Raw genomic sequence first — 26,093 nt, 5'->3', positions numbered from 1 at the left:
GGGCCCGGGCTGTGTCAGTTCTCGGTGCGCGGGCGCAGGACGACCGGCAGCTCCCGGTGTCCATTGGAGATGAAGGACTCCCCGGGACGCAGTGCGGAGGCGGGGACGGCGAGGGCGAGGTCCGGGAAGCGGGTGAACAGCCCCCGAAGCGCGATCTCGCCCTCCATCCGGGCCAGGGCAGCGCCCAGGCAGACGTGGACGCCGTGACCGAAGGCGAGGTGCGTCTTGCTGACGCGGGTCACGTCGAAGGTCTCGGCGGTCGCGCCGTGGAGGTCGGGGTGACGGCCCGCTGCCGCGTAGGAGGCCAGGATCGCGTCACCCTGACGGATCGTGAGCCCCTGCGCCAGCGGAATGTCCTCGACCGCGAACCGCATCGGCAGGTGCGCGACGGGCGCCTCGTAGCGCAGCGTCTCTTCGACCACATCGGTCCACGCGCTCTTGCCCTCGCGCACCAGAGCGAGCTGATCGGGGTGGGTGAGCAGCGCCGCGATGGCCTGGTCCAGCAGGTTGACGGTCGTCTCGTAGCCCGCGCTGATCACGAGGAGGAGGGTGTCGAGGAGCTCCTGCTCGGTCAGTGCGGAGCCGTCACCGCCCTCGTCGTCGTCCCGGGTGGCGATGAGTACGGAGGTCATGTCCTCGCCGGGCCGGGCGCGCTTGGCGGCGACCATGTCGGCCAGGATCGCGTACAGCTCCTTGGTGTTCGCGGCCGCTTGATCGGGGCTGAGCGTGGTGTCGAAGACGCCGTCGACGGTACGGCGGAAGTCCGGCTGGGAGTGCTCGGGAAGCCCCATGAGCTCGGTGATGACCCGGATGGGCAGCGGATAGGCGAACCGCTCACGCAGATCGGCGGATTCCCCGGCGGGGGTGGCGGCGAGTTCGTCCAGCAGCGCCTGGGTTATCTCCTCGATGCGCGGCTGCAGGGCGGCCATGCGGCGCGCGGTGAAGGCGGGGCTGACCAGGCGTCGCAGGCGCCGGTGGTCGCCTCCAAAGGCGGTGAACATGTTGTCGACGGCCACCCACAGCGCGAGAGGCCAGGTGCCGAGGATCTGGTCGGGGAACAGCGGCCAGTGCTGGCGGGGGTCTTTGGAGACCCGCGGGTCGGTGAGGAGCTGTTTGAGCAGGGCCGGATCGGTCACGGCCCACGCCTCGACCCCCAGGACATCGACGCGTGCGGCCGGTCCGTGCGAGCGCAACGCGGCATCTTCGGCGTGCCGGTCGCTGCCGGCGGCGTCCAGGACGAGGATCTGCGGCTGGGCCATGGGAGAGCTCCTAGGGGGGTGCGGGCCTGGTGTGGAGAAGACGGGCAGAGCTGAGATCGGCTGACTGACCGATCGACCGTCTGGACCCTGTGGCGGCGGGCGGCACGGCACCGTTCAAGTCGTCCGATCGAGACGGGCAGGAGACACAGTAGTTGGCCATCTGCGCCTCGGTGAAGGGAACTTCGGGGCGCCTCGCGGGGGGTGGGAGCGGCTTCACCCTGCGTTTCCCGACGTCTCGCGGGCGGCCTGCGCTGTCCCCCCCCCGGCCACCCGGAGTGTTGGCGTAGGCCTGACGCTCTGTCACATCCATGCCGGGCATGAGCTGTGTCCCCGGCGGGCCCCGGGCAACGAGATCGGATCGCTGCGGCGCGTTGACCGTCAAGGGAAAGCAATATCGGTGGATCATCACAAGGTACGGCGCGGGCTCGAGCCCCCCGGTGACCTGGGAGGCGCTGGTCGAAGAGCGCCGCGAGAGGAACACGAAGAGAGCTGCGAGGGCGCCGAGCGCGACCGTCGCCGCGCGGAGGAAAGAGAATGCAATGACCGACGCCATCGTCGTGCTCGGAGTGGTCATCGGCCTTTCTGTGCAGATCCAGGCGGTGTGGGACCTGAGTCGTGCCCCTCTGGAGGGGGAGGACACCGATGCGGTGCAAGCGCAGGCCATCCTCCTGGCGGTGGCGGGAGGCCTGTTCGCCGTCGTCGCCCTGGCCGTGGCGCTGTTCGCCCCCACCGGGTCCTAGGGCCGCAGCTACGGGCTGCGGGCTACGGGCTACGGGTGGAGCACGATCTTGCCGTGGGTGCGGCGCTGTTCGAGGTCGTGGAACGCGTCCCGCACCTGGTCCAAGGGGTAGGTGCGGGCGATCGGCACCTCCAGCTTCCCGCGCGCGGCGAGCCGGGCCAGCTGCCCGATCACGACCGCGCACGCCGCAGCGCCTTCGCCGTGGGCGCGCGCACCGAACTTGGCCGCGGCCCGCCAATCGCGGATCGTATTGATCCGCTCCGGCCGCACCCCCAACGCCACCGCCAGCTCCACATAGCCGTCGCCGAACGTGTCGATGAACGCGTCGACCTTCCCGACGGAAGCCTCCCGGATCCGCTCGGCCACGCCCTCCCCGTGCGCGACCGGTATGACACCGCGTTCCTTCAGCCAGGCATGGTTCCGCTCGCTGGCCAGCCCGATCACCGTGGCGCCGGACCGCCGCGCGAGCTGCACGGCGATCGAACCGACGCCGCCCGCCGCACCGGAGACGACGACCGTGTCGTCCGCCTCTAGGTCCACCGCGAACACGCTGGCGTAGGCGGTCGTGCCGGCCACGTACAGCGACCCGGCCACATCCCAGGACAGCCCCGCCGGACGGGCGACCAAATTCACGTCGTCGACCACCACGAACTGCGCATGGCTGGCCCGCTTGTGGGTGAAGCCCAGGACCTCGTCGCCCACCGCGAATCCGCGTACCTGCGACCCGACTTCCACCACGACGCCGGCCAGATCGCTGCCCTGCCCGGAGGGGAATGTCGCCGGCCAGCGTTCGTGCAGCGCGCCTGTACGGATGTTCGCCTCGCCGGGCTGGATCCCGGCCGCCCGGACCTCGACCAGTACCTGCCCAGGGCCCGGCACCGGCCGCTCCACGTCCTCGACCCGGAGGACATCGATCCCGCCGTACGCGTGGAACCGCACTGCCTTCATCGCGTGATCACCGCACTTCGTCGTTCGGACAGGGCCTGGACGGTCATGTGCCGGATGGCCGGCAGCGACCGTGCCTTCGCATTCAAGTGCGCGGCAGGCGAAGGGTATTCCCGGGCGGTCACTGTCGGCGAGGGGCCGACCTCGCATACGGAGCGCACCCGACTGTTACCCGTGGGTAACTTGACGTAGGGTCTCCAGTCGCGGGCCGTCGGCCCGCCGGGCTGTACGACAGGCAGCCACCGCACGGCAGACGGGCTGCCGCACCACGCAGCCCGGGGAACAGAAAGGACCCGTCCTCATGACCGCCCCACGTCGGCTTCGCGCCACATTGCTCCCGCTGGCTCTGGTCGTCTCCGCAGCCACCCTGGGCGCCGGAGCCGCAATGGCCGTACCGCAGGACGAGACCTCCCAGAGCGCACCCAAGGCCGCCGCGCAACGCCCCACCTGGGCCATCGCCCACCGGGTGCTGACCACCGGCGGGGTGACCAGGGCGCTCGCCAACGGGGCCAACGCGCTGGAGATGGACGCCACGGCCTGGCGCAAGGGCTGGTGGGCGGACCACGACGGCACCCCCACCAGCTCCGGCGACACCATGTCCGACATGTTCGACCAGGTGGCCAAGGAGCACGAGGGCGGACGTCATGTCTCCTTCGTCTGGCTGGACATGAAGAACCCCGACTGGTGCGACAGCAGCGACCCCCAGTGGCGCCACTGCTCCGTGGCCGCCTTGCGGGACATGGCGCGCGAGAAGCTGGAGAGCAAGGGCATACGGGTGCTCTACGGCTTCTACGGCAAGGAGGGCGGCAGCGGTTGGAAGAACGTCCTCGGCGACCTGAACTCCAAGGAAGCGGTCAGCTACAGCGGCACCTACGCGCAGGTCCGGGACGGCTTCGCCGAGCACGGGCCGGATGTCCCCGGCGGCCAGCGAGTGATGGACAACGGGCTGTTCGACATGGCGCTGAAGTTCGGCAGCATCCGCAAGGAGCTCGAGGCAGGCAGGAAGGCCCGGGACGCCGGAGAACTGGCACAGACCGTCGGCTGGACGGTGGGCAAGGGCGACGGCGAGCGCACCGCCACCCTGCTCGACTCCTCCGACGGGAGCGCCGCCGTGGACAGCCTCATCTACGGCAACCGGATGTCGTGCTACCCCGACGGCGTCACCGGCCCCAAGGGCTGCGGCACCGACGACAGCGGGGTGCGGGAGTCACTCTCGTACATCACGGACTACGTGAAGGCCCACCCGGACACCCGCCGCATGGCCACCCCGAAGGACATTCCCTTCGGGAGCTGACACCACGAGCCGACTCGGGAGCTGACGCCGCGCGCCGCCCGCATGGAGCCGATCGGAGGGCAAAAAACAAAGGCAAGGAGAAAGAGCTCTCCTTGCCACTCTCAACTTATAGCGTGCTGGGGGGCTTGCCGCAAGGCCCCGGTCACGTCGCACAATCGTCGGCCGATGCCATAACCCCGACTCGGCAGAGGGACGGCAACCAGGGATGAGGACGTGCTCGACGTGAGGTTCGACAGTGTGGGAGGCGCCGGTCAGCCGATCGGCGACCGCAGGGCAACGGAGCACGGCTGCGTCGGAGGTAGCGCAATGGTCCAGCAGTACGTGTGCGAGCTGCAAGAGGCCGACGAGACGGATGTCGCGTTCGTCGGTGGCAAGGGCGCGCACCTGGGCGGGCTCTCGCGGATCGACGGCATCCGCGTGCCGGACGGCTTCTGCGTGACGACGGCGGCCTTCCGGCGGATCATGGCGGAAGCACCGTCGATCGACGACCGGCTCGACCGGCTGGCACGCCTGGACCCGGACGACCGGGAGACGATCCGCGCGCTGAGCGCGGAGATCCGAAGGACCATCGAGGACGTCGCCGTCCCCGAGGATCTCGCGGCGGCGATCACCCGCGCGCTGACCCGGCACGGCGAGCAGGCCGCCTATGCCGTCCGGTCCAGCGCGACGGCGGAGGACCTGCCGACGGCCTCCTTCGCCGGCCAGCAGGACACCTACCTGAACATCGTGGGACCGACGGAGATCCTCCGGCACGTCAGCCGGTGCTGGGCCTCGCTGTTCACCGAGCGGGCCGTGACCTACCGCCAGCGCAACGGCATCGACCACCGCATGGTCCACATGGCCGTGGTCGTGCAGCGGATGGCCTTCTCGCAGGCGGCCGGCATCCTGTTCACGGCCGACCCCGTCACGGGCAACCGGAAGGTCGCCACCGTGGACGCCGGATTCGGCCTCGGCGAGGCCCTGGTCTCCGGCCTGGTCAACCCGGACGTCTTCACGGTGCGGGATGGCGAAGTCCTCGCCAAGACGATCGCCGCCAAGGAGCGTGCCATCGAAGCCCTGCCCACCGGCGGTACGCAGGAAGTGGCGATCGACGCGCAGCGGCAGGAGCAGCCGGCGCTGACGGACGCCCAGGCCGTGCACCTCGTCGAGCTCGGGCGGCGCATCGAGGCGCACTTCGGCCGCCCGCAGGACATCGAATGGTGCCTGGTCGACGACGGCTTCCAGATCGTGCAGAGCCGGCCGATCACCACACTGTTCCCCATCCCCGTCCCCGAGGCGGGCGACGAGGAGAACCACGTCTACGTCTCCGTGGGCCATCAGCAGATGATGACCGACCCCATGAAGCCCCTGGGTTATTCCATGTGGCAGCAGACGGCCATGGTGGCGATGCACGAGGCCGGCGGGAGGCTGTTCGTCGACGTCACCCGGCGCCTGGCCTCGCCCGCGAGCCGCGCCGGTCTCCTGGACCTCATGGGGAAAGGCGATCCGCTGGTCAGGGACGCCCTGGAGACCGTCCTGGACCGTGACGACTTCATCCCGACGCTTCCGGACCCGGCTCCCGCCCCCGCCAGGCCGTCGACCGGCGGTGCGCCCGCCCCCATCGAGACCGACCCGGCCATCGTCACCGAGCTGATCGAGCGCAGCGAGACGTCCGTCGCCGCCCTGGAGCGCGAGATCCGCACGAAGAGCGGACCGGCGCTCTTCGACTTCCTGCGGGAGGCCTTCGACGAGCACAAGCGGGTCCTCGGCGACCCGTTGAGCATGCAGGCGATCATGGCGGGGATGGAGGCCACGTGGTGGCTCAACGACAAGCTGCGGGAGTGGCTGGGCGAGAAGAACGCGGCTGACACGCTCACGCTCTCCGCCCCCGACAACATCACGTCGGAGATGGGCCTGGCGCTGATGGACGTCGCGGACGTGATCCGCCCGCATCCGGAGGTCGTGGCCTATCTGCAGCACGCCAAGGACGAGGACTTCCTGGACGGGCTGGCGAAGGTCGCGGGCGGGACGGAGGCACGCGACGCCATCGAGGCCTACCTCGACCGGTACGGCGTGCGCTGCGTCGGCGAGATCGACATCACGAGGCCGCGCTGGAGCGAGAGCCCCGCCACGCTCGCGCCCGCGCTCCTCGACAACGTCAGGAACTTCGAGCCGGGCGCCGCCGAGCGCCGCTTCGAGCAGGGGCGACAGAAGGCACAGGAAAAGGAACAGGACGTGCTCTCACGCCTGCGGGCCCTGCCGGACGGGGACCGGAAGGCCGACGAGACCAAGCGGATGATCGACCGCGTCAGAACCTTCATCGGCTACCGGGAGTACCCCAAGTACGGCATCATCAGCCGCTACTTCGTCTACAAGCAGGCCCTGTTGGCGGAGGCCGAGCGCCTCGTGCAGGCCGGCGTGCTGCGTGACAAGGAGGACGCCTTCTACCTCACGTTCCCGGAACTGAACGACGTCGTGCGGTCGAACCAGGTGGATGAAGGGCTCATCCAGCAGCGCAAGGACGCGTTCCGCTCGTACCAGGCGCTGACACCGCCCCGGGTGCTCACATCGGACGGCGAGGCCCTCACCGGGGCGTACCGGCGCGACGACGTACCAGAGGGCGCCCTGGTGGGCCTGCCGGTGTCCGCCGGGACCATCGAGGGAAGGGCTCGCGTCATCCTCGACCTGGCGGACGCCGATCTCGAAGCGGGCGACATCCTGGTCACGACCTTCACGGACCCCAGCTGGTCGCCGCTGTTCGTCGGGATCGCGGGCCTGGTCACGGAGGTGGGCGGCCTGATGACCCATGGCGCGGTGATCGCCCGGGAGTACGGCCTGCCCGCCGTCGTGGGCGTGGAGCGAGCCACCCGGCTGATCCAGGACGGGCAGCGGATCCGCGTGCACGGAACCGACGGGTACATCGAGCTCCTGCCCTGACCTCGCCGCCGAGCGCTTCCCGTAGGCCGGACCTCAACTGAGGTTCGTCCATTGGGGTGCGGGGGTGGGTCCCGGCCGCGCGTCGATGGCCTCCCCCCGCCCCCACTGCCCGTACCGCACCCGGAAGGCGTCGTCGCCGGACCGTGAAGGCACCTCGATCTTCAGCGACTTGGGCAGGTCGTGCGTGGTGACGACGAGGGTGAAGCGCACGACTCCTTCGGGGCGCGCGGTCGCGTAGGGGCGGTAGAGGCCGCCGATGGTGGGGTCGGCGCCGAGTGCGTTCAAGGGGGTGCTTCCGGTGAGGGTACGGGTGGCGTCCGCCCGCTCGGTGTTCAGGTCGGTGGCGTGGTCGAGGAGCGCCACGATGTGCGCGGGCTGGGCCAGCCAGCGGGTCTCCAGGGCGTTGCGCACCGCGACGTCGTCCGCTGCCGCGGCGGACGCGTCGGCCTCGGTGCGGTACGCGCCCTGCGGGCCGAAATCGGGGCCGGTCATCTCCTTGGCCGGGGTGATGACGGCGCGGTTGCCGATCAGCACGATCTCCGGCGGGTACCAGGCGTGGCCTTCGCCCATGTCGTACAGGACGTGGGTCGCGGCCCTGGCGGTGGTGGCGTCGACCAGATCGAGGCGGGCCTGGCCGGTGAAGGAGTCGGGGTCACCGCCCTGGCGGGCGACGACCTCGACGCCGACCCGCCGCTCGGCCAGCATCGCGGAGCGGATGGGCTCGGCACGGGGGCCTGCCGTGGTTGCAGCGGTGGGGTCAGCCGTGGCGGCGGCCGACGGGTTCGCCCGGCTGTCGCCCTCAGCGTCGTCGGAGTCCAGCAGATGCGCGCCGACGCCTCCGAGGGCGCCGATCAGCAAGCCGACCGCGACGGCCACAGCGACCGCGAGGCGGCGTGGGCGTGTGGGTCTTTGAGGGATTCCTTCGTCGGACACGGTCCCGCCCCCGTTCGCACCGTCCCCGGCGACGCCGGAGAGGTCAGATCACCAAGAGGACTCCACGGTAAGGCTGTTCGAGGGGGTTTACGCCGCTTCCGGAACTTCCACCCTCTTCGTCATCGAGGGCGACCCGGGGATCAGGATTCTGCGGAGACGCCCTTCAGCCAGTGGCCGAGCACCCTTAGGTCGGTGTCCGTGAGGCCGGTCGTGGAATCGACGCGGTGAAGCAGGGCCTGTCCCTCGTGCCGTGCTGCCACCCACGCGCGATCGAGGTCGCTGATCTCGTCGTCGACCCAGAGGAAGGTGCGGCCCGCCGCGATCTCGACAAGAGCTCGCGTCTTCCAGTGCAGCACGCCCGTCGCGTCCTCCTCCGGAGCATCCGGCAGACCGGCCACCGGCAGTTCCGGCAGGCCGAGCAGTGGGGCGATCACCGCGTTGGCGTCGTGCATCCAAGCCGTGGCCCACATCAGGTCACAGGACAGGGCGAGGAGCCGCGGGCCGTGCCCGGGGATGACCTTGGCCAGCTGCGGGTTGGACGGGTGCTGCCACTGGCCCCACTGTTCGAGGGTCGACGGCAACTGTGCGCCGTCGTAGGGCAGGAGCGTTCCGTCGACGTCCAGGAAGAGCAGGGGGCGCTGCGCGGGATCGGCCATGACGGCACGGTATCGCCGGCAGTCCCGCACTGGCTTGAGGGCTGTGCGGGCCGCCCGCCTGGTGGCGGGCGGCCCGCAGGGAGAGTGAGTTCAGCTCGCGGGTTCGATCCAGACGTTGCGGAAGCGGACCTTGTTGCCGTGGTCCTGGAGCCTGATCGCGCCTGCTGCCGCGGACTCGGCGTCACCGGCTCCGGTCGGGCCGTCGACGGCCACGTTGTCGTGGACCTTCTTGCCGTTCCAGAGCACGGTGATCCTGGCGTCCTCGGTCTTCTTTCCGTCCGCGTCGAAACGGGCGGCGCGGAACGTGATGTCGTAGGTCTGCCAAGTCTCAGGCGCTGTAGAGGCGTTGAGGTCAGCGGCCTTCTTGGTGTAGATGGAGGCGGCCTCGTTCGCGGCGAGCTTCTCCACTCCGTATGAGTCCAGGATCTGGACCTCGTACCGCTCCTGGAGGTAGATCCCGCTGTTGCCGCGGTCCTGCCCGGTGACGTCGTCCGGCAGCTTGGGCACCCGGAACTCGGCGTGCAGCTTGAAGTCGCCGAAGGCCTGCTTGGTGCGGATGTCCCCGCAGCACACCTCGATCGACTTGTCGGCCGTGTGGGGCCATTCGACGCTGCGGCCGTCGGTGTGCTGCCAGGCCGAGGAGACGCTGCCGCCGGAGAAGAGGTCGATGCGGCCGCCGGGGCGGCGCACGTCGATCGCGTCGAGGTTGACGTGGCCCGTGTCTTCGGGCCGGTAGGTGTACTTGATGGTGTTGCGGCCCTTGCGCAGATCGAGTTTCTCGGTCTTGGTGGACCAGCGCTTCCACGTCTCGGTCGAGGGAAGGCTCGTCTGCCGCGCCGCCGCGCCGTTCACGCTGACCCCCAGGGTCTTGGTGCCGGCGGACGGGTTGGGGCCGTTGGAATAGCGCAGGCCCACGGCGTAGGTGCCCTTGGCCGGGACCTGGACGTCGAAGGTGGCGGAGGCGCCGGGTTCACTCATGCCGTCGACGAAGCCGCCGCCGGTGAATCCGGCGTGCTCGGTGTCGATGTCGGCGCCGCCGGACAGCCGCGCCGACTCGGCGTCATAGGTGGTGACCGGGTCGGTGTGGCCCGGGCGCGCGTTGAGGGTGTACCAGGCCTCGGTGGACCACAGCTGCTCGTCGTCGGCCGAGGAGAACGGGCGCGGGGAGCGCACGTGCACCACCCGGTCGCTCTTGAGGCCGGGGATGGTCAGGTGCACGGTCCGGCGGTCGTCGGAGACGCGGGCGTCGGTGACGGGCAGGGATTCCTCGTCGACCTTGGGGCCGCCGTAGGCGGGGGTGGGGGCGTAGCGCCACTGCTCGACGGAGTAGGCCCCGCTGGTCAGCTTCTCTACCGTCTTGTCCGACAGCGGCTTGGTGTAGGTGAGCTCGAAGCCGTCGCTGGTGGCGCGCATGGTCTTGATGTCGAAGGCGGTCTTGCCGTTCGGGGTGAGCTTCTGCAGACCGAAGCGGAGCTTGCCCTCCTGGCCCCAGTTGCCGTCCGCACCGAGCCCGCCCGTGTAGATGGCCCCGTCGGGCCCGGTGGAGATGCGGGTGATGCCCGACTCCAGGCCCTGGGTGTGGCGGAACACCGCGCCCTGGAACTCGCCGTTGACCTTCTCCAGGTCGGCGCGCTGCAGACCGCCGTAGGTGACGTCACCGAACATCAACTGCCCGGCGAAGGTCCCCTTCTTCACCGTCATGGGGGTGCTGGGGGAGTTGGCGATCTCGTTCTGCGGCAGCCACAGCACCGGCTTGGTGACGCTCTCGTCGTCGAACGGGCCCTCGGGGTTGGTGTAGTGGTTGAAGAACCGGTCCTGCTTGACGTGCACCAGCTTCGATGCGGGCAGCCAGCCGCCCTGGTTGTCGGTGACGAACAGCTCGTTGTCCGGACCGCGGCCGATGCCGTTGGGCGTGCGCAGACCGCCCGCCAGGTAACTGACCTTGCCGCTCTTCTTGTTCACCTTGATGGTGGTGCCGCGATTGGCGGCGGGCTGCGGATCGGTCGTCGCGCCGCCGTAGTTGATGGCGACGGACAGGTTCAGATAGAAGTCGCCCTTGTCGTAGAGCAGTCCGAAGGCGAACTCGTGGAAGTTTCCGCCGTACGGCCACTCGGCGATCTTCCGGATCTCGCCCGCCTCGTTGGTTCCGTCGAGGTCGGCGAGTTCGGTCAGCTGGTGCTTCTCCGAGACATACAGCTTCCCGTCCACGTACTTGATGCCCATCGGCTCCTTGAGCCCGTCGGCGATCTTCTCGTACGTGACCTTGTCCGGGCCCGTGTCGCCGGTGACGTTGTCCAGGACGTACACCGCGCCCTTGGTCTCCTGGCTGCCGCCCCAGGTGGTCACCGCGAGCCGGCCGTCGGGCAGCCAGTCCATCGCGGACACCTGTGGCTCGAATCCCTTGGGGCGCAGGTCGGTCAGCGTGTATCCGGGGTTGACCGACTTCAGCGGGAGGCCGTCGCCGGGCGTGTCGTAGGTGCCCTCGCACTCCTTGCGGCCCGGCGCGGTGACCCGCACGACGTCGGCGTCCGTGCTGAGCACGGAGTTCGGCACGAGGGTGAAGGCGTCGGCGCCCGGCGGCTTCCACTGCAGGGTGACCTGCTGGTCGTTGCCGCGGTCGAAGTGGTCGATGCGCAGGGGGTGGTAGCCCGGGTCGAGCGTGATCTCGCCGTCCTTGGGCTCGGCCCCGTGCAGTCCGTCGTGATCGATGACCTTCTTGTCGCCGATGAACAGACGGGAGCCGTCGTCGCTGATCAGGCGGAAGCTGTACGCGCCGTTGGCGGGCACGTTGATGTTGCCGATGATCTGCGACACGAAGTTGTCGGTGAACCCGAAGCCGTCGGTGGACGACCAGTCGATGGTGGGGATCAGCTTGTCGACGTTGGGGGTCTGGGCGGGCTTGAGGTCGCAGAGCTTGCTGAGCGGGGACTGGATGTCGAACACCCGCAGCGTGACGCCGGGTTCCTGCGGCGGCAGGTCGGCGAAGGGCTTCTCCTTGGCCCCGGCGGCCGGTGCGGTGAGGGCGCCGCCGGCGAGCAGCACCCCGAGGAGTACGCCGAGGGTCCTGCGTGGTCTCAGGCGCGTGCGTCGGTGGATGCGGTGTGGGCGCGGGGGGTTGTGGTGCTCGTGTGGCGTCACTCTGTCTCCTGCTGGGCGCTGCGAGGCGGCCCCGGGCCGCCTCGGCCCGCGTCCGCGGAGTGGAGGTGATGCACGTACCGGTGGTGCGGGCAGCGGCATTTGGCCGTGCCTTGCGCAGACTTCCGTACGAGAGCGACGCCCAGCGTACGAACAGTGCCGCACATCGTCCATACTTTGTCCTCAACAAGGAGAAAGTGGCGGGGAGTTGACCCGACGGGGAATCGCCTTCAACTCCTCGCGTGCGGCCGACGACACGGCCGTGCCGTTCAAGGTGCTGGCGCTCTACAGCGGCACCTGGAAGGCGGCGCACATCGACTTCGTCAAAGAGGGGAACGACTGGTTCCCCAAGCAGGCCGTGGCGAACGGCTTCACCTACAAGGCCAGCAACAACTGGGAGCTGCTCAGCAACGGCGGTGTCGACGCCTACACGACCGACGCCGCGAGCTGGCCCTGGTGCGGACATCGACACCCTGGCCTCCGTCGACCCCAGCAGCTTCCCCCTGGGCACGGACCCCGATCGGTCCTGGTGCAGCGGCTGCTACGAACCGGTTCCTGCTGGATGGCCGTCTCTGATCCGCCGTTCGTTGCGTCTCGTTGCTTGCCTCTACTTAGAGGTATCTCTACGTTTAGGGTCCTCTCTAAGTTTTGGAGGTGGGGCGGGGATGCCGGGAGATGGTGAGGGGCCGCGGGAGGGGCTGCGTGAGCGGCACAAGGCGCGGCGGCGGTCGCGGATCGTGGACGCGGTGCGTGAACTCCTGCGGGAGAGCCCGGAGTCGGCGGTCAGCGTCGAGCGGATCGCCGAGCGCGCCGGGGTTGCCCCGGCGACCGTGTACAACCTGATCGGGCCGCGCGAGAGGATCTGGGAGGCGCTCGCGGCCGGGTTCATGGAGGAGCTGGAGCGCCGCCTGACGGGGTCGGAGGCCGGTGACCCGCACGTGGTCGTCCGTACGACGGTGCAGCTGTTCGTGGGTGATCCGGTGGTCTCGCGTCGCATGGTACGCGCGTGGGATGAGAGCGGTCTGGTGCTCGACCGCAGTCCGCTCACCCGGCTCGCTGAGGCGATGGCGGAGGCTCGCACGCGGGGCCTGCTGCGTGCGGATGTCGACGTTGACGCGTTGGCCGCCGTGGTCGGCGCCGCGTGTGTGGGCGCGCTGCATCAGTGGGTGGCCGCCCTCATCGATGACGACCGGTTCCTCACGCGCGCGCTGTTCGCGCTGGACGTCGCGCTGGCCGCGGCGGCCTCGGATCCTTACCGCGAGGAGCTGGTGGCGCCGCTGCGATCCCGGGATACGGGGTGACGGCGGGGGCGCGGCCGAGGCCGCGAAGCTTCGTGGGCGGCGGCGGGGTCGTACTGGCGGCGGACGTGTGGGGTGAAGCGTCCGGCCCGCCGGTGGTCCTGCTGCACGGTGGTGGCCAGACGCGGCACGCCTGGGGTCGGACGGGGCCGCGACTGGCCGCGCTGGGGTGGCGGGTGATCGCCCCGGATCTGCGCGGGCACGGGGAGAGCGGGTGGTCGGCCGGCGGTGACTACGACCTTGATTTGTTCGCGCAGGACGTGAGGGCGCTGGTTGCCGAACTCGGCGGCCGACCGGTGCTCGTCGGTGCCTCGCTCGGCGGCCTGAGTGCGTTGCTCGCCGCCGGGGAAGCGCCCAGGGTGGCGGCTCGTGCTCTGGTACTCGTCGATGTCGCCCATCGGCCCGATCCCCGCGGGTTCCACCGGATCGTGGAGTTCATGCGCCGCGCTCCGAAGGGATTTGCCAGCGTGGAGGAGGCGGCTGCGGCGGTCGGCGCCTATCTGCCGCAGCGCTCGCGCCCGGAGGGCTCGGCGGGGATGGGGTACAACTTGCGGCGCCGGGGCGACCGGTGGGTCTGGCACTGGGACCCCCGCATGCTGGACAGCTTCGAGGGCCGGATGGACCCGCCAGGCATGGCGGAGCGCCTTCTGGCGGCCGGACGTCTCGCAGATGTCCCCGTCCTTCTTGTCCGCGGCCAGGTCAGCGACGTGGTGCGCGAAGACATCGCCGAGCAGTTCTGTGACTGGGTCCCGCGGGCGAGACGGGTGGAGGTGGCAGGCGCGGGACACATGGTGGCCGGAGACCGAAACGACCACTTCCTCGACGTGATCGTCCCGTTCCTGGACGGGCTCGGGTGAGCGCGGGACCGGGGCCTCGGTGCGTGGGGTTGGTGGCGGCGGTTGTGGGTGCGGCCGGGCGGCCACGGCGCGGCCGGGAGACCACGGTTCGGGTCCGGGGTGGGCCATCGATCGCCGCATCGGCAGGGCCGCGCCACCGGCCCTAGCCACGCCCGCCGAAACGTGCGGCGACCGCCTGTTCCAGGGACAGGCCGCTCGGGTCGTTCTCCGGTTCGAGGAAAGCGTGGATCACGGCGAGGGTGACGGTGCCGGTCAGGGAGCGGCGGCGGGCGTCGTCGACGACGCCGGATGCCGGGTCGCCGAGGGCACGCAGGGTGACGCCGTCGTTGGCGGCGGAGAGCGCGTTGGCCAGGTCGTCGAGGGTGAGGCCCTGGCGCAGGCGCAGGCCGCGCTCGCGCAGGACAGCGGCGTACAGCTCCTTCCATGAGCCCAGGTAGTCGGCGTAGATGCCGGAGGCGATCCGCGCGATCTCCTCGTCGGCGTCGGCCACCGTCATGAGGGCGAGGCCGAGCCGTACGGAGGGCATGTCCATCCCGTCCGTGGTGTGGCGGTGGGCGATGTCGTGGACGGCGCGCACGAAGTCGCGCCCGTCGCGTCCGTGCACGAGCCGTCTGGTGTTCGCGGCACGCTGGGTGCGGAACTCCGGGCGGTAGTTCTCCTTCCACATCGCGAAGTTGATCAGATCGACGATGTAATTCGAGTACGGCGTCCAGCGGTCCCGCAGCAGCCCCGCGCCGTCGCCGTGGCGGTCGAAGGGCTCGGGGTTGGCGCCGAACGCCTCGCCCACGCAGCGCTGCGACAGAGGGCCGAGGAGCAGGCTCTTGCTCGTGACCGGCCGCTCGGCGCACGGCCCGAAGTGCTGCTCCAGCAGCCGCATCCCTGCGGCCAGGAGCGATGCCGTCACACGGTGGTTGGCGAGCCGGGCACGGCCCCAGACGGTACGGCGGTTCAGGCGCGGCAGGATCCCTGACAGGTCCTGGTCGTAGGGGAAGGGCAGGTCCCGCTTCCTGCGGTGCGAGCGTGGCTCGCGCGTGTCGTCCAGGTCATCGCTGTCGTCCCGGTCCCAGTTCTCCATGCGCGCATGCTCTCCACCGCGGATGCGGCCAACAACCCCTCAGGCGCGTGGAGGTGGCACGGAGCCAGGGGTGCCCCCGATCCCGCGGAGGAACTCCACGCTCCTGCGGGGCATCGAACCGCGTGCCCACGGCGGTACACCAGGCAGCTCACCTCCCTCGTAGAAGGACGGTCAAGATGTTCACCTCCAGTACCGGCTGCCTCGCCCTGTGGCTCCTGGCCTGCGCTGCCGCGAGCCGCGCCCTGACCCGGCTGCTCATCGGCCTGCTCGCCGCACACGCCACCCGCAAAGCCCTCAGCCAGTCGGACACGCCCCGGGACGAGCCGGAGGCGGCGGAACGGCTCCGCACCCACCGCCTCGCGGTCCTGCGCACTCTCCTGAACGGCCTCAAGGCTCTCGGCCCCACGCACAGGCTTCGCCGGGGGGAATGAGTAATGGGCACATCGAGTGATCTACGACCGATCTCTAAAGCTAAACCTCAGCTTCAGTGTTGCCCGCATCCGCATCCGCATCCGCATCCGCATCCGCATCCGCATCCGCGTCCGGGTCCCCATCGAGCATGCCGACGATCCGCCCGAAGCGGGAAGTCATCTCCGCGGCGGTCTGCTCGGGGTGGTGGCGCCACCAGGCGACCGCTGCGCTCACCGTCCCGTACCAGAGGTGCGTGGCGAGGTCGGCGTCGAGCGGATCAGTGGCCGGGGTGGAGTGGAGGAACTCGGCGACTCCGACGGCTCCCAGGCGGTTGAGCTCGCGCCGGTGGACCGTGGCCGCGGTGTGGAGGTCGCCGTCGGCCGGCAGCGTCGAGTCGTAGACCAGTTCCCAGTCGTGCAGTCGCGATTCGAGTGCGTGGAAGATCGCCGCGAGGGTGCGGGCCGCGCGCGTGAGGTCGGACGGGCCCTCCTGCGCGCCCCGCACGGCCTCGACCAGGCGGGTGCCGGCCTGCTCCAGGCAGGTCAGGTAGAGGCCGTCCCTGGATCCGAAGTACTCGTAGATCATGGGCTTCGTGATGCCGGCCCGTGCCGCCACCTCTGCCGTCGACCCGCGCGCGTATCCCTTCCTGCCGAACTCGTCGGCCGCCGCGTCCAGGATCAGCCGCTCCCGGTCTTTGCGGGGCATTCCCTTCGTGCCGACGCCGCGAGCGGCGGCCTTCTCCTGCTTGCTCATGACCTCACCCTATGCCAAGGTGACCGCCAGGTAACTTACCCTGCGTTCAGATGGGCGGTGCGGGCCATGAGGGGCAAGACACGGTCGTGGTGGGGCTGGGGAAACGTCGAGGACGCCGTGTCCGGGGCGGAGCGCGACGAGCTCACCCGCCGCACGGCGGAACTGCTGCCGAAGGCCGATCTGACCGTCCATGAGGCGCCTCCGATCGAGGCGTTCGGCGTGCGCGCCAGCAGGATCGAGGCGCCCGGTCCCCTCGCCGCGATCGTCTCCGCGGACGTGCGCGACCGCCTGGCGCACAGTCACGGGCAGGCCTTCCGGGACGTCGTACGGGCGCTGCTGGGCACGTTGCCCCATGTGCCCGACCTCGTCGTACGCCCGACCTCGGACAGCCAGGTCATCGACGTGCTGGAGTGGTGCCACGACGCCGGCATCGCGGTCATACCCTTCGGCGGCGGCTCCTCGGTCGTCGGCGGTGTCGAACCCCGGGTGGGGGATCAGTACGCCGGAGTGGTCAGCCTCGACCTCACGTCGATGGACCAGGTGCTCGACGTCGATGCCACCAGCCGGGCGGCCCTCGTCCAGGCCGGTGTCCTGGGCCCGCACCTGGAGCAGCAGCTGCGGCCCAGGGGATACACCCTGCGCTTCTTCCCCCAGTCCTTCGAGTTCTCCAGCCTCGGCGGCTGGCTGGCCACCCGGGCCGGCGGCCACTTCGCCACGCAGCTCACCCACATCGACGACCTCACCGAATCACTGCGGGTCGTCACCCCCGCCGGAGTCGTCGAGTCGCGCCGCCTGCCCGGCTCGGGTGCCGGCCCGTCACCCGACCGCATGTTCCTGGGCTCCGAAGGCTCGCTCGGCGTCATCACCCAGGCCTGGGTCCGCCTCCAGGACCGGCCCCGGTGGCGGGCCGGTGCCTCGGTCGGCTTCGCCCACTACGACGCGGGCGTCCAAGCGGTCCGCGCCCTCTCCCAGTCCGGCCTGAACCCGGCCAACTGCCGCCTGCTCGACCCCATGGAAGCCCTGATCAACGCGGGTTCCGCGACCGCCGTCCTGGTCCTCGGCTTCGAATCCGCGGACCACCCCGTCGCCGCCTGGATGGAACGCGCGCTGGAGTTGTGCCGCGACCACGGCGGCACCCTGGCCGAGCCGCCGCGCCACACCGACAGTTCCGGCCGGGCCGCGCGCACCGCGGCCGTCGACACCTGGCGTTCCGCGTTCATGCGCATGCCGTACCAGCGGGACGCCCTGGCCGCCCAGGGCATGATCGTGGAAACCTTCGAGACGGCCTGCACCTGGGACCGGTTCGACGCCCTGCGCGCGGCCGTGAACGACGCCGCCCAGGACGCCATGCGCCAGGTCGGCGCCGAAGGTGTCGTGACCTGCCGGTTCACGCACCTCTATCCCGACGGCCCCGCACCGTACTTCGGCGTCTACGCGGCGGGGCGGTGGGGCAGGACCGTGGAGCAGTGGGACGAGATCAAGCAGGCCGTCTCCCAGGCGCTCATCGCCACGGGTGCCACCATCACCCACCACCACGCGGTGGGCCGTGACCACCGCCCCTGGTACGACCAGCAGCGCCCCGAGCTCTTCGCCGCCGCCCTGCAGGCCGGAAAGAGGGTCCTCGACCCGGCCGGGATCCTCAACCCAGGCGCGGTCATCGACCCCTTGCGCGCCGCCTGACTCCGCCGGCCCGCAGGGCTGGAAGGGGCTCTATGACTCCGTATGCCCGGCACCCACGGACGCAGCCGTTCCGCTCGGGTCCTGGTAGACGCGGTCAAGTGCCAGGTAGGCGCCGCCGCGTGCCGCCGCGCTGAAGCCCAGCGACGACAGCGTGATCTCGCAGCCGCCCGCTTCGGGGGCCATGACGCGGGCGGAGAACTCGGCGCGTACGCGGTCGATGAGGTAGTCGCCGAAGTGGGTGAAGTAGCCGCCCAGGACGACGGCCCGGGGATTGAGCACATCGGCGAGGAGCGCCAGTCCCAGTGCCAGACCGTCGGCGATCCGCTCCAGTGCGGCGAGGGTGGCGGCGTCGCCCGTGTCGGCGCGGCGGCGCAGCTTCGTCAGCCGCTGTTCCAGGTCGACGGTGGGGTCGTGGACCGGGTCGTGCGGCGGCGCGGCCTGGCGGAGCAGGGCCGTCAGGCCGACCAGGGTCTCCCAGCAGCCGACCCGGCCGCAGGCGCAGGGCAACCCGCCCGGGTCCAGGGGCATGTGGCCGATCTCGCCGGCGAACCCGGCCGAGCCTTGCAGCAGTCGGCCGTCGGAGATGATGCCGCCGCCGACGCCCGTCTCGCCGGTCACGTAGATCAGGTCGTGGATGTCGGACGACGCGGCGACGAGGTACTCGGCGATGGCGCCCAGCTTGGCGTCGTTCTCCAGGCCTATCGGTGGTGCTCCCGGGCCCAGCCGGGTGCGCAGTCCTTCGGTGACGGCGACGTCCTGCCAGCCGATGTTGGGGGCGTAGGAGACCACGCCGGAACCGGCCTTGATCACGCCGGGGGCGGCGACGGTCACCGCCACCGGGGTCACGCCCTGTGCGAGCAGGGTCGTGCGCGCCTCACCGATGGCCTGTGCCATCTGGTCGAGGACGGCGGCCGGTTCGGTGCCGCGGGTGTCCAGCGGGGTGCGGTGCCGGAGGGTGATCTCGCCGCGGAGGTCGATGGCGATCAGGCTCAGATAGGCGACGTTGATCTCGACGCCGATGCCGCAGACGGTGCGGCCGTCGATCTCGACGGTGCGGCTGGGGCGGCCGACGGAACCGTGGCGTTCCGTCTCTCCTTCGCGTACCAGGCCGCTCTCCATCAGCTCGGCGACCAGGTTGGTGATGGTGGCCTTGGGCAGGCCGGTCTCGGCGGCGATCCGGGTGCGGGGCCGTGGTCCGGCATCGCGCAGCAGGCGCAGCACCAGGCTGAGGTTGGACCGGCGCAACGAGGCGCGGTCGCCGGCTCGCGGTGTCCCCGTCCTGCCCAAGTCGCGTACGCCTGCGCCGCGTAGGTCTGCCTTCACCGGGTCCGCTCCTTGGTCCGTGCTGATGCTGATCGTCGCGTATAGCGGGTGCCCGTCAAATTACGTGGTGGGCGGGACGCGGGGGAGTGGGGGTGAGGTCGGAGCGCCGCATTTCTTGTCGTGAACCTGTTGACTAGGGAGTTTTTATTTTGGATCCTAGCCGAACTAATTACGGCTGAGGGCGTGTCAGCCGCGTTCGGCAAGGGGGCCCGCACAGATGGACACCGGCACGGAGCAGGGCCCGGCGAGGTCCCGGGCCGCGCGGCGAGCGCGCTATCACCTGCGGTTCCAACTGCGTCCCGGCGACGACCTCGCCGACCGTGCCCGCGCCCTGGCGAAGGTGTGCGGCGAGAACGGCGTGGAGGAGGTGGTGCTGTTGCTGGGCGCCGAGCAGCAGTACGCCGGGCACCTCGCCGGAGCGGACGAGGCGCGCTGGTTCGCGGCCGCGGGTGAGGCCCGTGACGTGCTGAGCGCGGCCGGTCTGGACGTCAGCCTCAACCCCTGGGTCACCGTCGGCCACGCGGACCGGGGCCGGGCCGGCACGCTCGGCTTCGCGCCCATGGTCTCGCCCACGGGCCAAGTCGCCGCCGCCCAGGCGTCCTTCGCCTGCCCCGCGTGGCGGCGCTGGCTCTATGCGCACTACGGGCTCGCCGCCGAGCTGGGCTTCCGGGTGCTGTGGGTCGAGGACGACTTCCGCTACCACAACCATGCCCCGCTCGACTGGGGCGGCGGATTCGAGCCGCTCATGCTGGAGCGGCTGGCCGCGGTCGTGGGCGAGCCGGTCACCCGGGAGCAGGCGGTCGCCGCCATCACCGCGCCCGGCCCGCCCCACCCCTGGCGCGCCCTGCTCCAGCAGGTGTGGCGCACCGCCCAGCTGGAGGTTGCCGAAGGCCTGGCGGAGGTGGTGAACCGGCGCTCCGGCGGCCGCTCCCACCTGGGACTCATGAGCTCGCTGCCCGCGATGCACTCCGTGGAGGGCCGCGACTGGCAGGCGCTGTTCACCGCGCTGTCCGTGGGGCGCGAGGTGACCCACCGGCCGCACTTCGCCCCGTACTCCGACACCCCCGCACGCGGCCTGGCCGCCGCGCTCTGGTCCCTTGAAGCGCAGCGCCCGCTCCGCCCGCGCGGCACGGCCTGCGAGCCGGAGATCGAGAACTGGCCGCACACCGCGTGGTCGAAGTCGGACACCCAGACCTGGTCGGAGATGGTGACCGCCCAACTCTGCGGAGCCGACGCGCTGTTGCTGAACCTCCACCCCACCCAAGCCGAGCACGCCGAGAACTTCCCGCGCATCGACCGGCTGCTGCGCCGCTCCCGCCCGGCCCTCGACTGGCTGGCCGCACACCGTACGGGCGAGGGTGAGGGGGTCCCGCTCGGCGTGGGGCTGCCATGGCGGCAGGACACCGCCGCCCGGCTGCCGGCCGAGACGGGCCGGATGCAGGACCTGGCGGCCGACCCGGCGCGGACCGCGGACTTCCTGCTCGGCTACGGAGTGCCGGTCACCGCGCAACCGGCCCCGGTCCAGGCCCTGTTCGGCCGCATGGTCCACGCCTTCGACGACGACGAGATGCACGAACTGCTGCGCGGCGGGCTGCTGTTGGACGGCGTGGCCGCACACACCCTGACCCGGCGCGGGTTCGCCGAACTCCTGGGCGGGCGGGCGAGTGAGCTGGTCGGTCGCGAGGACCCGGCGCTCCCCGGCCCGTACGCGATCGAGCAGGTCACGGGTGAGTGCGGCACGGAGGGGGGCGGTCCTCAGCGTCGACGTACAGCCCGCGCTGGCCCGCATCGAACCGCTGGCAGGCGCCCACGTCCTCACCCGGATACAGACGCCCGACGGCCGCCCCTGGGGCGCGGGCCGGTGCCACTTCGTCAACGCGCTGGGCGGGCGCGTCGCGGTCCTGGCCGCGACGACGCCCGCCGACCTGGCCCGCAGCGACGCAGGCCGCAGCCTGCTCCACACCACGGTCCGCTTCCTGGAGGGCGAACAGCCCCGCCTGCCCTTGGTGAGCGGCGCCCCGCACCTGATCCCGTACGCGACGCGTTCCGCCGAGGGGCACCGGCTCGCGGTGGCCAACGGCAGCGCCGACCCGGCGCACCCCCGCATCCACCCGCCTGGAACCGGCCACGACGTGAGCGCCACCCTGCTCGCACCGCTGGCCGAACCCGCAGAAGCCCGCATCGAAATGTCCGTCGCCCGGCCGGGCCCCGAAACGGCTACCCCCAGAACGCGGGCCGTCCCCGGGGCCGTTCCCGCCCTGGAACTCAAGACCCCGCTGCCGCACCGCGGCTGGGCGGTCTTCGCATGGTGAACCACCGCCTCGCGGGCGCACCGCCCCTGAGGTGTCCGGCCCCGAGAGGAGTCCTTGTGTCACTCCGTTCCAGAGCAAGAACCCTGGCCGCCTGCACGGCGGGCGCCGCCGTCCTGCTCGGTGTGGCAGCGCCCGCACCGGCAGCCTCCGACGCGCCCACCTACCAGGTCGCCGTCGGACAGAAGGGCCCCTGGACCCACCCCGACGACACCCCGGCCGCCACCTATATCGACAAGGACGGCTCGTTCCACTACCAGTCCGCACACGCCCTGTACGGCGCCAACGACCCGCGCAAGTGGACGTTCTACTCGGGCAAGGACTTCGACACCGCCACCCGTGACGCCAAGCTGAGCGACGCGGTCAGCCCCGCCAACTCCAAGGACCGCAACAACGACACCACCTGGCGCTGCAACAACAGCCCCACCGGCCGCGAGGCCACCTCGGCCCCGGACACCTCGCACTACGCGCAGAAGAACTACTGCGACCTCATGGGTGTGTGGGTCGACCCGGACACCGGCCACTGGTACGGCCTGGTCCACAACGAATTCACCCCGCAGCCCTTCGGTGACGGCCTGCACTACGACGCGATCGACTACGCCGTCTCCAAGGACCAGGGCAAGACCTGGAACATCAAGGACCACGTCCTCACCTCGCCGTACAGCACCAAGCGAGGCGACAACACGGCGTTCCCGCACGAGACGTACCACTATGGCAACGGCGACGCGCGCCTGTTCGTGGACACCGCATCCGGCTATTTCTACGTCTACTACAACTCCCGCGTCATCCCCAAGGGCGGCGTACCGGGCGCCTGGACGGACGGCAGCCGGGCCCATGTGGCCCGCGCCCCCATGTCCGCCAAGCTGGCCCCCGGCTCCTGGAAGAAGTGGTACGACGGCGCCTGGTCGCAGCCCGGCATCGGCGGCCTGGAGAGCAACATGGAACCGGTCGACGCCGACAACTCCACCGGCTACACCCCCGTGGAGCACGACTACGATCCAGTCACCGAAGGCTCCGTGCGGGAACAGCAGGCCGCCGGTGAACTGCCCGCCAAATCGGACCTGTTGACCATGAACATCGCGTACGACGCCCACCTCGGCAAGTACATCGGCCAGCCCGAGGCCCTCGTCCAGGACAGCACCCAACCGCAGCGCTTCTACGCCACCGACGACCTCGCCACCCAGAAGTGGGAGCTGATCGGCGACACCGGCGACTACCACTCCGGATCCTGGTACCGCTGGATGCTCGACTCGGTCAACAAGACCGGCTCGACGATCGTCGGCAAGAAGTTCCGCAGTTACTGCTCCTTCCAGTGCTCGGGCGGCACCGACGGCGAGTACTACGACACCACCATCGAGACCAGCAGCCCGGCCGCCCCCGTCGACACCGGCACCGCCTACACCATCAGCAGCGGCGCGGGACGTGTCCTTGCCCAGTCGGCCGGCGGCAGCGCTACGACCTCACGGCCGACCGGCGAGGACTCCCCGCGCGGCCACTGGCGCTTCACCTCCCAGGCCGACGGCTCGTACCGCATCGCCAACGCCGCAACCGGGCGGCTCCTGGGCGTCGACTCCACCACCGACGCCGGCCGCGCCTGGGCCGCCAAGCCCACCGTGACCGCGGCGCCCCAGGCCGGTCCCACTGTCGGCCAGCAGTGGTTCGTCGTCCCCGGCCGGGACGCCCAAGGCCGCGCCACGGACACCGCGCACCTGGTCAACCGCTACAGCGGCCTGGTCATCGGCCTCTCCGACGCCCGAGGGCGGCTGGCCGAGACCACCCCGACGCGTGCCTGGACCGACACCACCGGCGGCAGCGTCGGCGGAGGCAGGACCGCGGCCGAGCAGACACTCACCCTCAAGCCCGTGGGCTGAGCAATAGCACCCTTCCCCCCTCCTGCCGAGGGGGGAAGGGTGCGTCGGCCCCGCCCGCCTCAGGCCTCCGCGACGGCCTCCAGCGGGCTCAGCGCTGCCGCCCGGCGGGCCGGAAGAGCGGCCGCGAGCGCACCGATCGCCAGGGAGGCCAGGCATACGAGCGCCAGCGTCCCCCACGGCATCGACAGCGTGTACTGCTCCATCGCCCCGTTGGCCAGCGCACCGACCGCCCAGGCCCCGAACACCCCGCCCACCAGGCCGAGGAGGGTGCCGAGCGCGGCGACGGTCACCGCCTCCAGGCGGATCATCCGGCGGATTGCGGAGCGGTGCATGCCGATGGCGCGCAGTACACCGATCTCGCGGGTGCGTTCCGCGACCGACATGGCCAGGGTGTTCACGATGCCGAGCGCGGAGATCACGACACCGATGGCCAGCAGCCCGTACATCAGTGTCAGCAGATTGCCCACGGCTCCGGCCGCCTCGCGCACGAGTTCCTCGCGGTCCTGCACCTTCAGGAGCGGGCTGTCACCCACGGCCGTACGCAGTTCCTCTTGGGTCCCTGAGCTCGCGCCGTCGTCGGTGCGGACGAGGATGCGCTGCACGGACCCCGGCTTGAAGCTCTTCTGCTGCACCTCGCTGCGGGCGCCCAGCGCGTCGTGCGCGGTGGGGTTGTCCCGGTAGACACCCACGACGGTGTACTGCGTGACCTTCTGGTCGCGGCCCATGGACGCGGTGAACTTGCCGCCCACTCCCACACCTTGCTTCCGGGCGAGGGTGCTGGAGAGGGCGATCCGGCCCGGCCCGAGGCCGTCGAGCGAGCCGCTGACGAAGTCGAGCTTCATGGTCGCGCCGGCGGCCTGCGGATCGACGCCGGAGATCTCCTGGACGTGGCCGCCGACGAACAGGGTGGAGTCCGCGACCTCGGCCGCGGTCCGAACCCCGGAGGTGTCGGCCACCCGCCGCACGGCGGCCCGGTCGATGCCGGTCGTGGGGGTGCGGGTGCCGATCACGTAGTCAGCGCCGAGACCGGACGCGGTCTGGCGATCCAGCGCCTGCCCGGTGGAGTTGCCGATGACGGCGAGCCCGGCGACCAGCGCCGTACTGATCATCAAAGTGGCGGCGGTGGCAGCGGTGCGCCGCGGATCGCGCAGCGCGTTCTCCCGCGCGAGATGGCCACTCACACCGAAGCGTCCGGTGAGGCGCCCGGCCAGCCGGATCACGGGAGCGGCGAGCAGCGGCGCAAGGACGATCATGGCGACGACCAGGACGGCGCAGCCGAGCATCGCGCTCCGCAGGTTCTCCTCGGAAGCGTCCTCGGCCCCGGTGAGCGACACCAGCAGACCGGCGCCGAGAACCAGCAGGGCGAGCCCCGCCATGCCGCGCCGCCGGGATCGCGCGGCGCAGGGCGGCTGTTCGGCCACGCGCAGCGCCTCGACGGGGGCGACCTTGGCGGCCCTGCGCGCGGGCAGCCACGCGGCGAGCACCGTGACGCCCACCCCCACCCCGAGCGCCGCGAGGACCGGACGCGCGCCGATCACCAAGGGCCCGTCGGGCAGGGTGTCGCCGGTGGCGCTCAGGACGTCCGGGAGTACGGCGGCGATGCCCAGGCCGAGCAGGAAACCGGCCGCCGACGCGGCAAGGCCGGTCAGCAGGGCCTCCAGGAGGACGGAGCGCACCACTTGGCGGCGATCGGCTCCGATGGCCCGCAGCAGCGCGATCTCACGGGTGCGCCGGGACACCAGCATGGTGAAGGTGTTGACGACGAGGAACGAGCCGATGAACAGCGAGACCCCGGCGAAGATCATGGGCATCTTCTCGTAGCCACGGGTCATGGTGTCGATGTTCGTCGCCTGCTGGTCGGCCTGTGCGCTGCCAGTGGTCGCCAGGGCCCGGTCGGCGGGCAGGACGTCCTCTACGCGGCGCAGGAGCTCGAACGGGTCGGTGCCGTCAGCGGCGGTGAGGTCGATGCCGGTGTAGTGGCCGCGGGACGCGAACAGCCGCTGGGCGCTCGCCTTGTCGAACAGGGCGAGGGTGCCGCCGGCCGTCACCCGCGTGTCCTTGGTCGAGACTATGCCGACAAGTCGCTTTTTCATGACCGGGCCGTCGGTGGCCACCGTGACCAGGTCCCCGATGCCGAGGTGCCCGGCGGATGCCGTCCCGCTGTCCACGGCCATTTCCTTGCCGGTGCGCGGTGCGCGGCCCTCGGTCAGGGGATAGCGGTTGTCCTGGCCGTCCTTGCCCGGTACGTAGGCGGCGCCCAGGTTGGACCATGCCTTGTCGGCCCGCAGCGGCGTGCCGTCCGCCGCGTTCAGGACTGCCGAGCCGTCGGCCGCCGGGTGCGCCGCGGCGACACCGGGCACCCCCGCCAACTTCCTGACCAGGGCGTCGTCCAGTGCGGGGGAGTGCTCGTCGACAGGGGTTCCCGGCGGTGGGTCCTTCGGGGTCACGGTGACGGCGATACCCGCGAAGTTCTGGGAGGCGGTGGCGCGGTAGGCCGCGGCCGAGGAGTCGGCGAAGACGAGGGTGCCGCTGACGAACGCGACACCCAGGCAGACCGCGAGGACGGTCATGGCCAGGCGGGCCTTGTGCGCGAAGACGTTGCGCAGAGCGGTACGGAACATACGAGGCGGATCCTGGGA

The 26,093-nt window shown here is 70.9% G+C and carries 17 protein-coding genes and 1 pseudogene; 9 read left to right on the top strand and 9 right to left on the bottom strand.

Annotated features, from left to right (window positions below):
* Window positions 1-14 precede the first annotated feature (14 nt).
* On the bottom strand, window positions 15-1,259 hold the full coding sequence (locus OG302_RS02865) for a cytochrome P450 (RefSeq protein ID WP_371525192.1): 1,245 nt from the start codon (window positions 1,257-1,259) through the stop codon (window positions 15-17).
* Window positions 1,260-1,798: 539 nt separating this feature from the next.
* Between OG302_RS02865 and OG302_RS02860 the strand changes: the two genes are divergently transcribed.
* Window positions 1,799-1,999, top strand: a complete 201-nt coding sequence (locus OG302_RS02860; RefSeq protein ID WP_361834984.1) for a hypothetical protein — start codon at window positions 1,799-1,801, stop codon at window positions 1,997-1,999.
* Window positions 2,000-2,028: 29 nt separating this feature from the next.
* On the opposite strand, the gene OG302_RS02855 is transcribed toward OG302_RS02860, so the two are convergent.
* A complete protein-coding gene (locus OG302_RS02855) occupies window positions 2,029-2,946 on the bottom strand; it encodes an NADP-dependent oxidoreductase (protein ID WP_371525191.1) in 918 nt (305 codons plus the stop codon).
* Between the two features lie 298 nt (window positions 2,947-3,244).
* Between OG302_RS02855 and OG302_RS02850 the strand changes: the two genes are divergently transcribed.
* A complete protein-coding gene (locus OG302_RS02850) occupies window positions 3,245-4,237 on the top strand; it encodes a phospholipase (protein ID WP_371525190.1) in 993 nt (330 codons plus the stop codon).
* 306 nt (window positions 4,238-4,543) lie between these two features.
* Window positions 4,544-7,153 carry a rifamycin-inactivating phosphotransferase gene (gene rph / locus OG302_RS02845; protein WP_371525189.1) on the top strand — a complete coding sequence of 870 codons (2,610 nt, stop codon included), beginning with the start codon at window positions 4,544-4,546 and terminating at the stop codon, window positions 7,151-7,153.
* 33 nt (window positions 7,154-7,186) lie between these two features.
* Here rph and OG302_RS02840 read toward each other — a convergent pair whose 3' ends face one another.
* From OG302_RS02840 to OG302_RS02830, 3 genes are all read right to left on the bottom strand, one after another.
* Window positions 7,187-8,086 (bottom strand): hypothetical protein, encoded by a 900-nt coding sequence (locus OG302_RS02840; RefSeq protein WP_371525188.1) that lies wholly within the window; start codon window positions 8,084-8,086, stop codon window positions 7,187-7,189.
* Between the two features lie 140 nt (window positions 8,087-8,226).
* Window positions 8,227-8,742: an HAD domain-containing protein gene (locus OG302_RS02835; RefSeq protein WP_371525187.1), complete on the bottom strand. Its 516-nt coding sequence runs from the start codon at window positions 8,740-8,742 to the stop codon at window positions 8,227-8,229.
* A gap of 90 nt (window positions 8,743-8,832) precedes the next feature.
* The gene (locus OG302_RS02830; RefSeq protein ID WP_371750001.1) at window positions 8,833-11,838 is read right to left on the bottom strand and encodes a family 16 glycoside hydrolase; all 3,006 of its coding nucleotides are present in this window, start codon (window positions 11,836-11,838) and stop codon (window positions 8,833-8,835) included.
* Between the two features lie 247 nt (window positions 11,839-12,085).
* Between OG302_RS02830 and OG302_RS02825 the strand changes: the two are divergent.
* The 3 genes and pseudogenes from OG302_RS02825 to OG302_RS02815 all read left to right on the top strand — a co-directional run.
* Window positions 12,086-12,422: pseudogene (locus tag OG302_RS02825) on the top strand (hypothetical protein); the annotation flags it as partial.
* Window positions 12,423-12,542: 120 nt separating this feature from the next.
* Entirely contained in the window at window positions 12,543-13,178 is a 636-nt protein-coding gene (locus tag OG302_RS02820) for a TetR/AcrR family transcriptional regulator (RefSeq protein WP_371750000.1), read from the top strand.
* Window positions 13,175-14,032: an alpha/beta fold hydrolase gene (locus tag OG302_RS02815; RefSeq protein WP_371525186.1), complete on the top strand. Its 858-nt coding sequence runs from the start codon at window positions 13,175-13,177 to the stop codon at window positions 14,030-14,032. The genes OG302_RS02820 and OG302_RS02815 overlap by 4 nt, the downstream gene beginning before the upstream one ends.
* 142 nt (window positions 14,033-14,174) lie before the next feature.
* On the opposite strand, the gene OG302_RS02810 is transcribed toward OG302_RS02815, so the two are convergent.
* Complete coding sequence (locus OG302_RS02810) at window positions 14,175-15,107, bottom strand: hypothetical protein (protein WP_371525185.1); 933 nt, start codon at window positions 15,105-15,107, stop codon at window positions 14,175-14,177.
* A 176-nt stretch (window positions 15,108-15,283) separates the two neighbouring features.
* Between OG302_RS02810 and OG302_RS02805 the strand changes: the two genes are divergently transcribed.
* Window positions 15,284-15,538 carry a hypothetical protein gene (locus OG302_RS02805; RefSeq protein ID WP_371525184.1) on the top strand — a complete coding sequence of 85 codons (255 nt, stop codon included), beginning with the start codon at window positions 15,284-15,286 and terminating at the stop codon, window positions 15,536-15,538.
* Window positions 15,539-15,578: 40 nt separating this feature from the next.
* On the opposite strand, the gene OG302_RS02800 is transcribed toward OG302_RS02805, so the two are convergent.
* Window positions 15,579-16,271 (bottom strand): TetR/AcrR family transcriptional regulator, encoded by a 693-nt coding sequence (locus tag OG302_RS02800; RefSeq protein WP_371525183.1) that lies wholly within the window; start codon window positions 16,269-16,271, stop codon window positions 15,579-15,581.
* Between the two features lie 66 nt (window positions 16,272-16,337).
* On the opposite strand from OG302_RS02800, the gene OG302_RS02795 reads away from it, so the two are divergent.
* Window positions 16,338-17,951, top strand: a complete 1,614-nt coding sequence (locus OG302_RS02795) for an FAD-binding oxidoreductase (RefSeq protein WP_371525182.1) — start codon at window positions 16,338-16,340, stop codon at window positions 17,949-17,951.
* A 30-nt stretch (window positions 17,952-17,981) separates the two neighbouring features.
* Here OG302_RS02795 and OG302_RS02790 read toward each other — a convergent pair whose 3' ends face one another.
* Window positions 17,982-19,274 (bottom strand): ROK family protein, encoded by a 1,293-nt coding sequence (locus OG302_RS02790; RefSeq protein ID WP_371525181.1) that lies wholly within the window; start codon window positions 19,272-19,274, stop codon window positions 17,982-17,984.
* 217 nt (window positions 19,275-19,491) lie between these two features.
* On the opposite strand from OG302_RS02790, the gene OG302_RS02785 reads away from it, so the two are divergent.
* Complete coding sequence (locus tag OG302_RS02785) at window positions 19,492-23,454, top strand: RICIN domain-containing protein (RefSeq protein WP_371525180.1); 3,963 nt, start codon at window positions 19,492-19,494, stop codon at window positions 23,452-23,454.
* 59 nt (window positions 23,455-23,513) lie between these two features.
* Here OG302_RS02785 and OG302_RS02780 read toward each other — a convergent pair whose 3' ends face one another.
* Window positions 23,514-26,075: an ABC transporter permease gene (locus OG302_RS02780; protein ID WP_371525179.1), complete on the bottom strand. Its 2,562-nt coding sequence runs from the start codon at window positions 26,073-26,075 to the stop codon at window positions 23,514-23,516.
* Between the last annotated feature and the right edge of the window lie 18 nt (window positions 26,076-26,093).

The organism is Streptomyces sp. NBC_01283 (assembly GCF_041435335.1).
In the GTDB taxonomy this organism is placed as follows: Bacteria; Actinomycetota; Actinomycetes; order Streptomycetales; family Streptomycetaceae; genus Streptomyces.
Note: the sequence above shows the minus strand (reverse complement) of the source record. Positions and strands in the feature narration are given on the sequence as shown.

What these genes read in the sequence shown, in the direction of transcription:
- OG302_RS02810 (WP_371525185.1), bottom strand. Translation starts at nt 15,107, where the DNA reads ATGGAGAACTGGGACCGGGACGACAGCGATGACCTGGACGACACGCGC.
- OG302_RS02855 (WP_371525191.1), bottom strand. Translation starts at nt 2,946, where the DNA reads ATGAAGGCAGTGCGGTTCCACGCGTACGGCGGGATCGATGTCCTCCGG.
- OG302_RS02860 (WP_361834984.1), top strand. Translation starts at nt 1,799, where the DNA reads ATGACCGACGCCATCGTCGTGCTCGGAGTGGTCATCGGCCTTTCTGTG.
- OG302_RS02805 (WP_371525184.1), top strand. Translation starts at nt 15,284, where the DNA reads ATGTTCACCTCCAGTACCGGCTGCCTCGCCCTGTGGCTCCTGGCCTGC.
- OG302_RS02785 (WP_371525180.1), top strand. Translation starts at nt 19,492, where the DNA reads ATGGACACCGGCACGGAGCAGGGCCCGGCGAGGTCCCGGGCCGCGCGG.
- OG302_RS02835 (WP_371525187.1), bottom strand. Translation starts at nt 8,742, where the DNA reads ATGGCCGATCCCGCGCAGCGCCCCCTGCTCTTCCTGGACGTCGACGGA.
- rph (WP_371525189.1), top strand. Translation starts at nt 4,544, where the DNA reads ATGGTCCAGCAGTACGTGTGCGAGCTGCAAGAGGCCGACGAGACGGAT.
- OG302_RS02865 (WP_371525192.1), bottom strand. Translation starts at nt 1,259, where the DNA reads ATGGCCCAGCCGCAGATCCTCGTCCTGGACGCCGCCGGCAGCGACCGG.
- OG302_RS02820 (WP_371750000.1), top strand. Translation starts at nt 12,543, where the DNA reads ATGCCGGGAGATGGTGAGGGGCCGCGGGAGGGGCTGCGTGAGCGGCAC.
- OG302_RS02780 (WP_371525179.1), bottom strand. Translation starts at nt 26,075, where the DNA reads ATGTTCCGTACCGCTCTGCGCAACGTCTTCGCGCACAAGGCCCGCCTG.
- OG302_RS02795 (WP_371525182.1), top strand. Translation starts at nt 16,338, where the DNA reads ATGAGGGGCAAGACACGGTCGTGGTGGGGCTGGGGAAACGTCGAGGAC.
- OG302_RS02850 (WP_371525190.1), top strand. Translation starts at nt 3,245, where the DNA reads ATGACCGCCCCACGTCGGCTTCGCGCCACATTGCTCCCGCTGGCTCTG.
- OG302_RS02800 (WP_371525183.1), bottom strand. Translation starts at nt 16,271, where the DNA reads ATGAGCAAGCAGGAGAAGGCCGCCGCTCGCGGCGTCGGCACGAAGGGA.